Below are 14205 nucleotides of genomic sequence, written 5' to 3' on the forward strand. Positions count from 1 at the left end.
CCGCCGCGCGCGCGATGGCCAGCGGCTGCGCGCCGGCGCCGGCGCCGGCCAGGCTGACCCGGCCGGCCAGCCGGCTCTCGAGCTGGACCGTGATCTGTCCGATGAAGGGATCGGCGGCGGCCATGTCGACCGGCAGGTACACCGCATGGCCGCGGCCCAGGTTCGACTTGACGGCGTGATATCGATCCTCGGCCGGCGTCGCGCCACGAATGCATTCGAACATCACCGGCTTGGACGGATTGGACGATTTCGAGTCCTGCATGGTCGAGGCGACGCAGAACTCGCGATTGCCGACGCGATGGAAGCCGGTCTTGAAGCCATCCCTGGCGATCTTGTCGAAGGCGTCGGCGGGCAGCCATCGCGTGGACGGATCCCGCTCGTCCTTGAGGCTGTCGATCCCCCATCTGCCGTCCGTGCGCTTGTAGAGCCGGGTGCTCGTGTCCGGCTTCAGGTTCTTGTCGAGCGGATAGAAGGCCTGGCGCAATCTTGAACCGTCGTCGTGGAAGTGGCGCTCCGCGATCACGCGCACGTTGCGGGGCGGCCGGCCCTCGGCTTCGAGGGTAACCGTGCCGGAGAAGAAGCTGCGCTTGCCGAAGTGGATCTTCTCGCGACCATTGCGCATCGCGTTGATGCCGACGATCGGCTGGAGCAGGCGGTCGTGGGAGTGGGTGAGCCGCGACAGTCCGGCCGAGATCCGATGCTTCACGCTGAGCGTCGGCCCGGGCAGTTCACCGAGCGGGCGCTTCGAGTTCGTGGCCGTGCCGGCGCCCGGCTTCAGGGAGCGGGCCATGCCGGCCAGTCCCTGCAGGGGCGCGCCGACATGGCGCCGATCGGCGGCGGGGGCCCCGTGGTTCGGGGCGTCGTCGGGGGCGGGCGCATGCTGGCCCGGCATCAGCGCGGCCAGCTTCCTGGTAATGGCGTTCATGGTGTTTCTTCCACAGTCGACAACTTTATTTCCCCTGCGGGCTACACGTTCCGGCGCGAGGCCGGATGCGGTAGCGGCATCGGGAGTCTCCGATTTCATCGTCGCGCAGTTTGGCCGGGCGCTCGCGGCTCGCAGGCGAAATATGCGACGGAAAACGGAAGCCGTCGGCGCAGAAATACATGGAATGGCCGTCGATGCACCAGGATCAGGCATCCATCGCGGGCCTATCGTCGGAACAATGAGCTTGGGCGGGCCGGGGACGGCCACGACGCCGCGCGACGGCGATCGGCTGGCGACGGCAAGACGGAAGTCGTGATTGAGACTACCGCCGGCGGAGTTTGCCGGCCCTCAACCCGCCCCACGCCCCAGCAACACCACCGTCAACGACCTCACCCCCTGCGCCCCCTGGATCAGCACGCCCTCGATATCGGCCGTGGCCGAGGGCCCCGTCACCAGCGCCGCGTAGCTCGCCTCGCTAAAATCGGCGATCCGATACAGGTCCTGCAAGCCATCGACGATATCGGCCGGATCGAGCAGCACCACCAGATGCTGGACCAGGTAACCGAGCGCGTTGACGCGATACTCCGCCTCGGAAAGCCAGACCGATCCGGTTTCGGCCACGCCATGGCGCGCCCGCACCACGCCCACCTCCACCTCGTGCAGCGAAGCCGGCACCCGTGCCGCATCGAGCAACTCGACGCCCGGCACCTCGTCCGTGGCCGACAGCGGCACATGCCCCGGAAACCGCTCGGCGAACCATCCCGGCAGTTCCGCACGCGAGGCCGGCGTGACGCACTTGCCGCCCATCGTCGCCAGGCTCGCGCGGAAACGTTCGAGCCGATCGCCCGCGGGCGTCTCGAACACCGGCAGCACCGGCAACGGATGCGGATCGTCGCCGCCGATCGCCGCGAAGCTGCCGTTACCGCCATCCTCGCGCACGGCCACACGCTGCGCCGCGCGCACGCGCATCAGGAATTCCTCGCGAGACACGCTCATGATGTCGACTCCTCGTCCTTGTCCTCGTCCTTGTTTTTATCCGGGCCCGCCTGGGCGCCGTCCTTGCCCCGATTCGCCTCGTACCAATCGCGGAACGTCTGCCTCGGCGCCTCGGGCAGCGCGCGCCCCTTGCCCCAGGTATTGAGCGGGTTGTAGAGCACCAGGTTCGGCAGCCGATGCAGGGCGGTCTGCATCGAACGCACCGAGGCGCGATACAGCGAGGGATTGGCCAGCAGCTTGCCCGCCACCTTGATCAGCCCGCGCTTGACGCGCGGCAGCTCGCCTTCCTCGGCGACGATCTGGCGCCAGCGATACAACTGCTCGTGGATATTGATCTTGACCGGGCAGACATTGCTGCAACTGCCGTTCATGGTCGAGGCGAAGGGCAGGGTGCTGAAGCGCTTGAGGTCGTAGGCGGGGTTCAGGATCGCGCCGATCGGCCCGGCATAGGTGCTGCCATACGACAGCCCGCTGCTGCGTCGATAGACCGGGCAGGTGTTCATGCAGGCGCCGCAGCGGATGCACTTCAGCGAGTACCAGAAATCGTCCATCGCCAGGCGCGCCGAGCGACCGTTATCGACGATCACGAAATGCATCTCGGTGCCGGGGCGCGGCTTGCGGAAGTGCGAGGTGTACTGCGTGATCGGCGAGCCGAGCGCGCTGCGCGAGAGCAGCCGCACGAACACGCCGAGGTCGGCGATGCGCGGGATCAGCTTCTCGATGCCGATCGAGACGATATGCACCGGCGGCACGTTGGCCGACAGGTCGGCATTGCCCTCGTTGGTGCAGACCACCACGGTGCCGGTCTCGGCCACCGCGAAGTTGCAGCCCGTCATGCCGGCGCCGGCTTCCAGGAAGGCCGGGCGGGTGGTCACGCGCTGGCTCTCGGCCAGGTAGTGGATGTCGTCGTTGGCGGGATCGGTGCCGAGCGTGCGGCCGAACAATTCGGCCACGTCGCCGCGCAGCTTGTGCACGGCCGGCACCACCACGTGCGAGGGCGGCTGCTGGTCGAGCTGCTGGATCCGCTCGCCCAGATCGGTCTCCATCACCTCGATGCCGCGCGGCCCGAGGTATTCGCGCAGCTCGCATTCGTCGGTCAGCATCGACTTGCTCTTGACCAGCGTCTTCACGCCATGCGATTCGAGGATTCGGTAGACGGTTTCGTTGTGCGCGGCCGCGTCGAGCGCCCAATGCACCTTCACGCCGTTGGCCTCGGCGTTCGAGGCGAACTGCTCCAGGTAGTCGGCCAGGCGCGACAGCGTGTGTTCCTTGATCTGCGAGGCCAGCGTGCGCAGCGTCTCCCATTCCTCGATCGAGGCGGCCTGGGCGTCGCGCTTCTTGCGCAGGTCCCACAGACGGCGGTCGTGGAAGGCCACGTGCTCGGTCTTGGCGAGGAAGGCCTCGGCAGCGCCGGCGTGATCGACGGGTTTGGCGCGGCTCATGCCTGCACCTCCACGCGGCCGGGGCCGGCCAGCGCGGCCGTATCGACGCCGTTCAGCACCTGGGCGATGTGCAGGAAGCGCATCGGGATCCGCTCGCGCGCGGCGCAGCCCTGCTGGTGCATCAGGCAGGACATGTCGGCCGAGACCATGAACTCGGCGCCGGCCTGCCGGTGGTCGCGCACCTTGTCCTGGCCCATGCGCACCGAGACGGCCGCCTCCGATACCGAGAAGGTGCCGCCGAAGCCGCAGCATTCGTCGGGCCGGGCGGGCGCGGCGAAGCGGATGCCGGCCACGCCCTCCAGCAGCGTGCGCGCCTTCGACCAGGGTTCGCCCTGGATCTCGCTCATCGAGGCCGCGTGCAGGTGGCGGATCGCGCTGCAACTGTTGTGCAGCCCGACCGTGTGCTCGAAGCGCGCCCAGGGGAACGCGCGCACGCCGAGCACGTCGTGCAGGAACTCGGTCAATTCGTAGGTATTGGCGCGCACCGCCGCGATCCGCGGCGATTCGCCGGCCGCCGTCAGGTGCTGGCGCACATGGTGGACACAGCTCGAGGAGGGCGCCACCACGTAGTCGTAGCCGGCGAAGTTGTCGACGAACAGCGCTTCGGCGCCGGCCGCGTCGGCCTCGCAGCCGTTGTTGGCGAGCGGCTGGCCGCAGCAGGTCTGGCGGCGCGGATAGTCGACGTCGAGGCCGAGCTTCTCGAGCAGTTCCAGCGTCGCGATGCCGACCTCGGGGTAGAGCGCATCGATGAAACAAGGGACGAACAGGGCCACCTTCATGGAATTCTCCTGCTGGGGGATGTGGCGCCGCCTCGGGGCGGCGCCTGTCTGGTCCGATCGCCGGGCGGGGCTGGCCTGGCATCGGTGGTCGCCATGATCGACAGCCCGCCCGGCTTCCGGCAAACTGGTACGACCAGTTTACGGTTTGTCGGCCGGGCCGCGCCTTCCCGATCTCCCCGATCTTCCGCCATCCCTCGATTCGATCCACCCATCCACGCCAGCCCAGCCTCCCGATGAAAACCCCCAGCCAGACCGAGCGCATCCTGCGCGAGATCGAGACGCAACTGATCGAGGGCGTGTGGGCGCCCGGAGAACGGATCCCGGGCGAGCGCAAGCTGGCCGAGTCGATGGGCGCGGCGCGCTCGACGGTGCGCACGGCGCTGCAGCGGCTGGTGGCGCGCGGGCTGCTGACCAGCCGCCCGATGTCGGGCTTCTACGTTTCCGACCGCCTGCAGACGGGGCTGATCTCGCCGTGGCGGCAACTGGTCGGCGACCATCCCGAGCTGCGCCCCGACATGCTGGAATTCCGCCTGATGCTGGAGGCCACCACGGCCTACCTGGCGGCGATGCGCGCCACCGAGGAGGACCTGACGCGGATCGGCAACGTGATGGCGGCGATGGTCGAGGCGCATCGCGAGGGCGACCACGCGCGCGAATCGCGGCTCGACGGCGATTTCCACGCGGCGCTGGCCGGCGCCTCGCACAACGCGATGCTGCGCCACCTGCAGGGCAGCCTGGCCAAGATGCTGCACACCCATATCTCGCTCAACAACACCAACCTGTTCGAGCTGCGCGAGCAGGCCGGCGAGCACATCCTGGCCCAGCACCTGCGGCTGTGGGAGGCGATCCGCGCGCGCCAGCCCGAGGAGGCGCGGCGCCTGATGGTCGAGCATATCGGCTTCGTCTGGCGCAAGCTCGAACCCGACCTGCCGGTCACCGCGATGTGAGCCGGCGACATGAACCGCGCGCGCCATCCCGTTGCGCATGCAACGACCCGCCCGACACCGACCTTTTCCCGCTTCTCCAATGACGACGACCTCCCTGCTGATTCGTGACATCCGCACCCTGGACGGCGCGCGCGCCGACATCCTCATCATGGGTTCGCGGATCGCCGCGATCGGCCCCGCGCTGGCGCCGCCGCCCGGCTGCGCGATCGAGGACGGCGCGCGCCGGCTGGCGCTGCCGGGCCTGGTCGAGGGCCACACGCATCTCGACAAGACGCACTGGGGCCTGCCCTGGTTCCGCAACGAGGTCGGCCCGCGCCTGGTCGATCGCATCGAGTTCGAGCGACGCTGGCGCGCCGAGCAGGGGCACCACGCGGGCCGGCAGTCGCTGGCCCTGGCGCGCGCCTTCCTGGCGGCCGGCACCACGCGGCTGCGCACCCATGTCGACATCGATACCGAGGCGGGCCTGAAGCACCTGGAAGGCGTGCTCGCCACGCGCGAGGCGATGCGCGGCCGGCAGGAAATCCAGATCGTCGCCTTCCCGCAATCGGGCGTGCTGGCGCGGCCCGGCACCGAGGCGCTGCTCGACGCGGCGCTGGGCGCCGGCGCGGACCTGGTCGGCGGGCTCGATCCCTGCGCGATCGAGGGCGACCCGGTGGCGGCCGTCGACCTGATGTTCCGGCTCGCCGAGCGGCACGGCAGCGGCATCGACCTGCACCTGCACGAGCGCGGCGAGATGGGCGCGGCCTCGCTGGGGCTGGTCCTCGATCGCACCGCCGCGCTCGGCATGCGCGGCCGGGTGGCGATCAGCCATGGCTTCTGCCTGGGCGGGGTGGAGCCGCGCGTGCGCGACGCGCTGCTGGCGCGCATGGCCGCGCTGGACGTGCCGATCGTCACCAGCGCGCCGCCCGATATCGAGGTGCCGTCGGTGGCGGCCTGCCGCGCGGCGGGCGTGACCGTGGTGGGCGGCAACGACGGGATCCGCGATACCTGGACGCCCTATGGCCGCCCCGACATGCTCGAACGCGCGATGCTGATCGGCATGCGCAACAACTTCCGCCGCGACGACGAGCTGGCCGTCGCGCTCGACTGCGTGACGGATTCGGCCGCGCGCGGCTGCTGTTTCGGCGATTACGGCCTGGCGCCGGGCGCGCGCGCCGACCTGGTGCTGGTGGAGGCGGCCGGCGCGGCCGAGGCGGTGGTCGCGCGCCCGCCGCGGCGGCTGGTGGTGGCCTCGGGCGCGATCGTCGCGCGCGACGGCGTGCTGGTGGCGGGTTGAGGCAGGCACCGCGCGGGTGCATCGGCGGATGACGATCCGATCTGTCGTCGGCCGGCGCGAAGCGCGCCGCGTCGGCGATCGGCCGGCTTCGCATGCGGCCCGCGCGGTTCGCCCGCCACGGCCGCGCCGCGAAAAACGATCGTCCAGAATGCGCTCCCACGAGGCGCCGGCAAGCGGCCGGCGCGACCGGAGCCCTCATCATGAAAAGCAGCCTCACCGGCGTGTCGGCATCGCACGATGCCGGCATCCCCGTCGCCGACAGCCACGCGACGCAACCCGAACCCGATCACGGCGCGCCTTCGACGAACGCGAACACCGGCCTGCTGTCCGGCCTCGGTGCCTTGCGTCGCGCCTTCGCCGGCGGCTCGGGCGCCAAGCCCGCGACGGCCGACGCCACCGGCAACAGCGAACAGCGCGCGCGCGTGCCGGCCGAGCTGCTGCACCAGATCGCCGCCTCGGGCGGCGCCGAGACGCGTCGCGCAATGCGTCCGGTCAGCCGCCAATTCCACGCGATCGCCGAGGACCAGACCACGCAGCGCCGCCTCACCAGCAGCACGCATCTGCGCAAGGTAGCCCAGGCGATCGACCAGGGACGATATCCGAAGCTCTCGCATCTCGATGCCAGCGGCCTCGAGCTGCGCGCGCCGAGCTCGCGCCGCTCGCTGGCCGCGCCGTTCGGCGAGGCGCCGCTGCCGGCACTCGGCAAGCTGGAGAAGCTCGATCTCCAGGAGAACGGCAACCTCGGCAGCCAGGGTTTGATCCAGTTGATCGGCGACGGCGCGCAATTGCGCGAACTGAACGCCGCGGGCACCGGGGCGGGCGACGCCGGCGCGCAGCACCTCGCGAACCTGCCGCAACTGCGCAAGCTCGGCTACGGGGACATGCGCCTGACGATCGCCGGCGTGCGCGCGCTGGCGGCGCATCCCGGCCTCGAATCGCTGGCGCTGGGCAACAGCCCCGGCGTCGGCCACGAGGGGGCGCAAGTGCTGGCCGGCAACGGCCGGCTGCGCGAGCTGACGCTCGACAACTGCGCGATCGGCGATCGCGGCGCGCTCGCGCTGGCCGCGAACCCGCGGCTGCTCCATCTCGACCTGCGCGGCAACTCGGGCATCAGCCAGCCGGTGCGGCAGCAGCTCGCCGAGCAGGCGCGCGCGACGGGCCGCGTGATCCTGGTCTGAGATCGCGCGCCGCCGCCGGTCACGGCGCGCCCGCCGTCTTATTCGTCCCGCCGTCTTATTCGGTCCGCCGCCTCATTCGGTCCGCAGCGGCTCGATCGTGAGGCGCGCCCAGGCGCGGTAATGCGCGGCCATGGCCGGATCCTCGGCACGTTCCTCGACGCGCGCCAGCTCGTCGAGCACCCAGGTGGTATTGGGCGCCTCGTCGAGGCACTTGAGCAGGAAGCGCCGGCATTCGGCGAGCTTGCCCGCGCGCAACTGGCTGGCCGCCAGGGTGCGCTTGAACAGGTCGCGCTGCGCGTTGCTGCCGCCGATCCGGTGCAGGGCCGGCAGCACGGCGCCCAGCATCTCGCAGGCGGCCGCGTCGTCGCCGTCGCCATAGGCGGCCAGCGCCGCGCACACGGGCGCCGTGACCTGCCGGCGGATCTGGTCCAGCTCGCTGGCGCCGCCGGCCAGCGCGGGCTGGTCGAAACCGGCCAGGAAGCGCCGCAGCTCGTCGCCGCGGCGCGCGCCGGCGAAGGCCATCGCGATATGCACGTCGAGGAAGCCGTTGCCGTGCCGCTCGGCATGGCCCAGCCACTTGTCGGCCAGCAACTGCCAGCGCTCGCCCACGTCCTGCCCGGCCAGTTCCAGTCGCCACAGCAGCGAGGTGCCGTCGGTCAGCCGGAACGCGCTGGCCGCGTCGACGCTGGCCAGGTGCGCGTCGTGGATCGCCAGCGCCTCGTCGTAGCGGCGCGCCGCCACGTAGCGCAGGGCCAGGTGCCACCAGATATGCGCCAGCAGCAGCGGCTGCTCGCTCCAGCGCGGCTTGAGCGCGTCGAGCAGCGCCAGGCAGGCGTCGTGGCGGTTCTGCATCTCGTGGACGTGGATCAGCGCGTGCAGCGCCCAGCAATCGTCGCGCTCGCGTTCCAGCGCCAGCAGGGCCGGGCCCTCGGCCGCCGCGTAATGGCCGTTCTCCTCCAGCGCGAAGGCGTACTGGCCGAGCACGAAGCCGTAGCCGGGCTGGTCGGGGCGCCAGTCGCGCATCGCGCGTCGCATCGAATCGAGCATGCGCGCGGCGTCGCCGACCAGGAAGTGCGCCTCGTGCGCGAGCTTCATCGCCAGCAGGTCGCCGGGCTCGCGTTCGAGCACCGCCTGCCAATGCTCGGTGGCGCGCGTGATCTCGCCCTCGGCGCAGGCCTGCACGGCGCGAATATGGCCTTGCTCCTGCTCGGTGGCGTCGGCGAAGCGCTCGGCCAGGCGCTGCAGGCGCGGCGCAATGCGCGGCGAGGTCTTCGGCTCGCCGTCGAACAGCAGCATGCTCAGCGCGAACACGTCGCCCATCACGAAGGCGGCGTCGTTCGACAACGCCAGCGCGTCGCCCACGGGGTTGCCGCGGAACGTGAAGTAGTCGCGGATCGCGCGGTTCCAGCGTTCCAGGGTGGCGGGATCGTCGGCATGCCAATGCTGCCCGAAGGTGTCGGCGAGGGCGGGTTTCATGATGGGATGTTCGGCTGGGGCGGGCGGGAATCGGAAACGGGATGTCGAGAGCAGGGGCGAAAGCGGCGGATCGGTGCTCGCCCGGCACGGCCGGGCGGCTGACCAGGAGCGGGATCCGCGACTCGACATGATACGGCCTGGCGCTTCGTTTCACAGTCGAGGGCAGGCTGGGCGCGAGGATTGGCTTCGGCTCGCCGGGCAGCGCTGCGGATCGCCTGCCGCCGAGACCGATCCGTCTTCCATGCCTGGGCATGGCGACGCCGCCGCGGCAGGAAAAACGGGGCGACCGCCCGGCATTTCGCCGGCGATCGCCCCGTGTGGCCTGCCCGGCGAGGCCGGCTTTGCCGGCTTCAGGCCCGGGCGGCGCCTTCGGCCAGCGCCTTGGCCTGCTTCAGGCCCATTTCGTAGAGCCCCGAATACTGGGCGATGAGCTTGGCCTCGTCGGCGCCGGCGTTCGGCGTGAAGCGGCTGCTCCAGGTTGCCTTGGCGCCGTTTTCGCCGCTGCGCTCGACCGCGATGGTCGCGACGTAGTCGACCACCGGATCCGGGCCTTCGAGGATCGAGTAGCTGTAGCGGCGATCGGCGTCGCTGTGCTCGAGCAACTGCTCGACGATGCGCGTATCGGTGCCGATCTCGAGATGACGCGTCTTGCCGTCGTCGGACAGGCGCGAGGTGCGCACCGGGGCGAGCCAGGCCGGCAGGCCGTTGAATCCGCCGACGATGGCCCAGACGCGATCGGCCGGCGCGGCGATCTCGACGGAAATGCTGACATTCGACATGCTTGCTGCCTCCTGTTGGGGGTTCAGTGCTGCGGGACCGGCGCCTGGGCGGCGATCAGGCCTTCGGCCTTCAGCTCGCTCCACAGCTCCGGCGCGATCCGCGCGTCGGCGAGGCGCCGGTTCTCGGCGATCCGCCCGGGCCGGCTGGCGCCGGGAATCACCCCCGCCACCGCCGGGTGCGCGAGCGAGAACTGTAGCGCAACGGCGCGAATGTCGGCGCCATGACGCGCGCAGATCGCCTTGATGCGCTCGACGCGCGCGATCATCTCGGGCGTGGCGGGCTGGTATTCGTAATGCGTGCCGCCGGCCAGCAGCCCCGAGTTGTAGGGGCCGCCCACCACGATGCCGAGCCCGCGCTGCTGCGCCTTCGGCATCAGCGTGGCGAGCGCCTCGGCGTGGTCGAGCAGGGTGTAGCGGCCGGCCAGCAGGAAACCGTCCGGATCGGCGCGATCGAGCGCGAGCACGCAGGGCTCGACGCGGTTCACGCCCAGGCCCCAGCTGCCGATCACGCCTTGCTCGCGCAGCCGCGTGAGCGCCACCGCCGCCCCAGACATCGCGGCGTCGAACACCTCGCGCCAGGCCGCGCCGTGGAAGTCGACGGCCGGATCGTGGATCCACACCGTGTCGAGCCGGTCGGTGCGCAGGCGCTTCAGGCTGTCCTCGATCGCGCGCAGCGTGCCCGCCTCGCTGTAGTCGTAGACGATCCGGTTCGGCAGGCCGTGCTCGAACAGGCCGCCTTTCTCGCCGAGGTCGCGCTCGGCGGCGCTTTCGTGCTCGTCGAGGATCAGCCGGCCGACCTTGGTGCCGAGCCGGTAGGCCTCGCGCGGATAGGCCGCCAGCGCTTCGCCCAGGCGCAGCTCGGCCAGGCCCGCGCCGTAGAGCGGGGCGGTGTCGAAATAGCGGATGCCGCTGTCCCAGGCTGCCGCGACGGTCGCCAGCGCTTCGTCATGGGGGATGTCGCGGTACATGTTGCCGAGCGGCGCGGTACCGAAACCGATCTGGTCGGGAATCTCGATTCGCATGATGTGCTGTCGTGTGGGGGCGCCGGGCGACCTCGTGTCGATGTCGCCCCGCCTCGGTGTCAAAGGGAAGGTGCATGGAGTGTGAGGGCGCTCGGGCTCGGCAACAACCCGTGCGCGAGCCAGATTGTCTTGAGCGGCAGTCAAGAATGGGGCGCGGGCGGGCCGCTTGCGCGCGTCAGCGGCGGCCGGCGGCGCGGTCAATCGGCTCCAGGTGCCCGGCGCGGACTCCGGGCCTCCCGATACCCGGCTCGCGCCGACTGCCTACAGCAATTCCACCGCCACCGCCGTGGCTTCGCCGCCGCCGATGCACAGGCTCGCCACCCCGCGTTTGGCGCCCTGGGCGCGCAGCACGCCCAGCAGCGTGACGACGATGCGCGCGCCCGAGGCGCCGATCGGATGGCCGATCGCGCAGGCGCCGCCATGCGCGTTCATGCGTTCGCGCGGAATGTCGAAATCGTGCATCACCGCCATCGGCACCACCGCGAAGGCCTCGTTGACCTCGTAGTAGTCGACCTCGCGCGGCTGCCAGCCGGTGCGCGCGAACAGCTTCTTCAGCGCGCCGATCGGCGCCGTGGTGAACCATTCGGGGTCCTGCGCATGGGCGCAGTGCGCGTGGATGCGCGCGATCGGCTGCCGGCCCAGCCGCCGCGCCACCGATTCGCGCGTCAGCACCAGCGCGGCGGCGCCGTCCGACAGCGGGCTGGAGCTGGCCGGCGTGATGGTGCCGGTCGGGCTGAACGAGGGCTTGAGCTTGGGGATCTTGGCCGGATCGACGCTTTGCGGCTGCTCGTCGGCCGCGATCGACACGCTGCCCTGTCTGGTGCTCAGCTCGACCGGCGCGATCTCCCAGTCGAAGCGGCCCTCGGCCTGCGAGCGCTGCGCACGCAGCAGCGATTCCGTCGCGAACGCGTCCTGCAGCTCGCGCGTGAAGGCGTAATGCGAGGCGCATTGCTCGCCGAACTCGCCCATCGGCCGGCCGCGCTCGTAGGCGTCCTCCAGCCCGTCGAGCGCGACGTGATCGTAGAAGCTGCCGTGGCCCGAGCGATAGCCGCCGCGCGCCTTCAGGGCCAGGTAGGGTGCATTGCTCATGCTCTCCATGCCGCCCGCCACCACTAGCGAGGCGCTGTCGTTGGACAGCGCGTCGAAGGCATAACGGATCGCCTGCATGCCGGAGCCGCAGACCTTGTTGACCGTCACCGAGGCCACCGAACGCGGCAGCCCCGCGCCAAGCGCCGCCTGGCGAGCCGGCGCCTGGCCGAGCCCGGCTGGCAGCACGCAGCCGATATAGGCTTCGTCGACGCTCGACGGTTCGATGCCGGCACGCTCGACCGCCGCGCGGATCGCGGTCGAGCCGAGCTCGACGGCGCTCTTCGGCGAGAGATTGCCGAGGTAACGGCCCACCGGCGTGCGCGCGGCGGAGAGAATCACGATCGGATCACTAGACATCGCAGGCTCCATTGAAATGAAAAAGAAAGCTCGATGATGTATGCATATGCATACTTAACCGCCATGGAAACGGAAAGCTAGTCGGACAAGCGCCATGAAGCCTTCACGCCGGCTTCCAGCAGGCGCCGCGAGAGGCCGGGGTCGTCCACCGCGCGCGACAGGATCAGCGAGCCGATGGCCAGCGCCACGGCCGCTAGCCCCGCTTCCTGCCGCTGCGCTTGCGAGCCGGCCAGGGCGGGGGCGTCGTGGCCACCCTCGACGGCATCGTCCGCCGGCGCCCGCGCGCAATCGACCAGCGATTCGAGGTGCTCGGTAAACACGCGCCGCACGGCATCGCTGCCCCGGCCGATCTCGACGGCCAGGGTGGCCGCGGCGCAGCCGGTTTCGGGATGATCGCGGTGCCGCTCGTTGAGGTAGGCGCCCATGAAGGCGACCGCGCGCGGCAATGCGGGATGGCGCGCCATGCGCTCGCGCAGGCGCTCGGTGGTCTGGCCGAAGCCGATCGCGATCGCCGCGGCGATCAGGGCGTCCTTCGACTTGAAATGCGCGTAGAAGCCGCCGTGCGTGAGGCCCGCCGTCTCCATCAGGCTGGCCACGCCGACCGCGTCGATGCCTTCCCGGCGAAAGCGCGCCGAGGCCACCGCCTCGATGCGCGCGCGCGTCCTGGCCTTGTGCTCCGGATCGTATCGCATCGCCTCATCGTCTCCCAGGGGACGGGCCGGCCGCGCGATCCGGCGCGCGTGCGCCGCTCAGCCGGCCAGTGCCTCCGTCAATTGATAGACCTCGTTGCTGAATGCCTGCAGGTCGCCCTTGCCGCCATGGCGCGCCAGCTCGCGCTGGGCCGCTTCCCAGTCGGGCAGGCAGGTTTCGTAGAGCTTTTCGCCGGTGCGCGTGAGGCACCACAGATGCACGCGCTTGTCGTCCCGATCGGGCAGCGAGCGCACCAGCTTGCGCGAGCGCAGCGTGGCCAGGGTGCGGCTGAGGGTGGTCTGGTCGAGCAGCAGGGCGGCCGACAGGCCGCGCATCGAGGCCGCCTCGGCGCCATACAGGGCCATCAGGATGGTGAACTGCGTGATGCGGATTCCGTGCGGCGCGAGCCGGGCGTCGTACATCGCCGTGACCGCGCGCGCGGCCTGTCGCAAGGTGCCGCAATGACACGGCAATTTCAGCGGACCCTGGCTCATGACTTGCTCTCCTCGTCGGATGGGGAAATGCGGAATACGTTGCCCGTATTCTATGACAAGGAAAAATCGCCACCATCGCGGTTTTGACAGGCTGCGCGTGCTTTTTCATGGGGCCGGGGGATCCTGGCGCGAGCTGGCGGCGAATGCCGCCGGGGCGGTTTCCGGCAGCGTCCAGCCGCCGCCCAGCGAGCGGAAGGTGGCCACCGCGGCGCGCGCGTAGTCGGCGTTCAGGCGCGCCTGCTCGCCGCGCGCCGAGAGCCATTGCTGGTCCTCCACCAGCACCTCGACCAGGCTCGCGTCGCCCTGCGCATAGGCATCGCGCGCCGCGCGCTGGGCCAGCGCCTCGGCTTCCACCTGGCGCGCGAGCTCGTCGCGCTGCGCGCCGATCTGCGCCCAGTCGGTCACCGCGTTCTCCACATCCTCGGCCGCGCGCAGCACCGCCTGGCGGTAGACGGCGAGCGCCTCGGCATGGCGCCCCCTGGCCTGCGCCACCTCGGCATCGACGCGGCCGAAGTCGAACAGGCGCCAGCGCAGCCCGGCCAGCGCGCCGGGCTGGAACGCGGCCGACTTGAACAGCGGCCCGTCGAGCGCCTCGAAGCCGAGGATCCCCGACAGCGACAGCTTCGGGTAGTACTCGGCCAGCGCCGCGCCGATGCCCGCGTTGCTCGCCGCCAGCCGCCGCTCGGCCGCCACCACGTCGGGGCGGCGGCGCAGCAGCGTGTCCGGGCCGATTGCGGCCGGCAGGCCCGGCACCG

14 protein-coding genes are annotated in these 14205 nt (G+C 70.8%); 3 read left to right on the forward strand and 11 right to left on the reverse strand.

Annotation, left to right across the window (positions count from 1 at the left end; all coding sequences use genetic code 11):
* From F3J10_RS30215 to F3J10_RS30230, 4 genes are all read right to left on the reverse strand, one after another.
* Positions 1-925, reverse strand: a 925-nt coding sequence (locus F3J10_RS30215) for a hypothetical protein (RefSeq protein ID WP_167243641.1), incomplete at its 3' end; no start/stop codon positions are given.
* 348 nt (positions 926-1273) lie between these two features.
* Entirely contained in the window at positions 1274-1921 is a 648-nt protein-coding gene (locus F3J10_RS30220; RefSeq protein WP_167243642.1) for an LUD domain-containing protein, read from the reverse strand.
* Entirely contained in the window at positions 1918-3363 is a 1446-nt protein-coding gene (locus F3J10_RS30225; RefSeq protein ID WP_167234376.1) for a lactate utilization protein B, read from the reverse strand. Before F3J10_RS30225 ends, F3J10_RS30220 begins: the two co-directional genes overlap by 4 nt.
* Entirely contained in the window at positions 3360-4142 is a 783-nt protein-coding gene (locus F3J10_RS30230) for a (Fe-S)-binding protein (RefSeq protein WP_013697974.1), read from the reverse strand. Before F3J10_RS30230 ends, F3J10_RS30225 begins: the two co-directional genes overlap by 4 nt.
* Positions 4143-4375: 233 nt before the next feature.
* Between F3J10_RS30230 and F3J10_RS30235 the strand changes: the two genes are divergently transcribed.
* From F3J10_RS30235 to F3J10_RS30245, 3 genes are all read left to right on the forward strand, one after another.
* A complete protein-coding gene (locus F3J10_RS30235) occupies positions 4376-5089 on the forward strand; it encodes a FadR/GntR family transcriptional regulator (RefSeq protein WP_167234374.1) in 714 nt (237 codons plus the stop codon).
* Between the two features lie 79 nt (positions 5090-5168).
* Entirely contained in the window at positions 5169-6365 is a 1197-nt protein-coding gene (locus tag F3J10_RS30240) for an amidohydrolase family protein (RefSeq protein WP_167243643.1), read from the forward strand.
* 200 nt (positions 6366-6565) lie between these two features.
* Entirely contained in the window at positions 6566-7543 is a 978-nt protein-coding gene (locus F3J10_RS30245) for a hypothetical protein (RefSeq protein WP_167243644.1), read from the forward strand.
* A 72-nt stretch (positions 7544-7615) separates the two neighbouring features.
* Here F3J10_RS30245 and F3J10_RS30250 read toward each other — a convergent pair whose 3' ends face one another.
* From F3J10_RS30250 to F3J10_RS30280, 7 genes are all read right to left on the reverse strand, one after another.
* Positions 7616-9019: a tetratricopeptide repeat protein gene (locus F3J10_RS30250; RefSeq protein WP_025100193.1), complete on the reverse strand. Its 1404-nt coding sequence runs from the start codon at positions 9017-9019 to the stop codon at positions 7616-7618.
* A gap of 350 nt (positions 9020-9369) precedes the next feature.
* On the reverse strand, positions 9370-9798 hold the full coding sequence (locus F3J10_RS30255) for an SRPBCC family protein (protein WP_126242358.1): 429 nt from the start codon (positions 9796-9798) through the stop codon (positions 9370-9372).
* Between the two features lie 23 nt (positions 9799-9821).
* On the reverse strand, positions 9822-10820 hold the full coding sequence (locus F3J10_RS30260; RefSeq protein WP_025100195.1) for an aldo/keto reductase: 999 nt from the start codon (positions 10818-10820) through the stop codon (positions 9822-9824).
* Between the two features lie 261 nt (positions 10821-11081).
* Positions 11082-12266, reverse strand: a complete 1185-nt coding sequence (locus tag F3J10_RS30265) for an acetyl-CoA C-acyltransferase (RefSeq protein ID WP_025100196.1) — start codon at positions 12264-12266, stop codon at positions 11082-11084.
* 77 nt (positions 12267-12343) lie between these two features.
* Positions 12344-12958, reverse strand: a complete 615-nt coding sequence (locus F3J10_RS30270; RefSeq protein WP_025100197.1) for a TetR/AcrR family transcriptional regulator — start codon at positions 12956-12958, stop codon at positions 12344-12346.
* Between the two features lie 57 nt (positions 12959-13015).
* A complete protein-coding gene (locus F3J10_RS30275) occupies positions 13016-13435 on the reverse strand; it encodes a MarR family winged helix-turn-helix transcriptional regulator (RefSeq protein WP_025100198.1) in 420 nt (139 codons plus the stop codon).
* Positions 13436-13555: 120 nt separating this feature from the next.
* A partial coding sequence (locus F3J10_RS30280) for a TolC family protein (RefSeq protein WP_167243645.1) occupies positions 13556-14205 on the reverse strand: 650 nt, incomplete at its 5' end.

Source organism: Burkholderia sp. Cy-637, from assembly GCF_011753175.1.
Lineage (GTDB): Bacteria > Pseudomonadota > Gammaproteobacteria > Burkholderiales > Burkholderiaceae > Burkholderia > Burkholderia gladioli.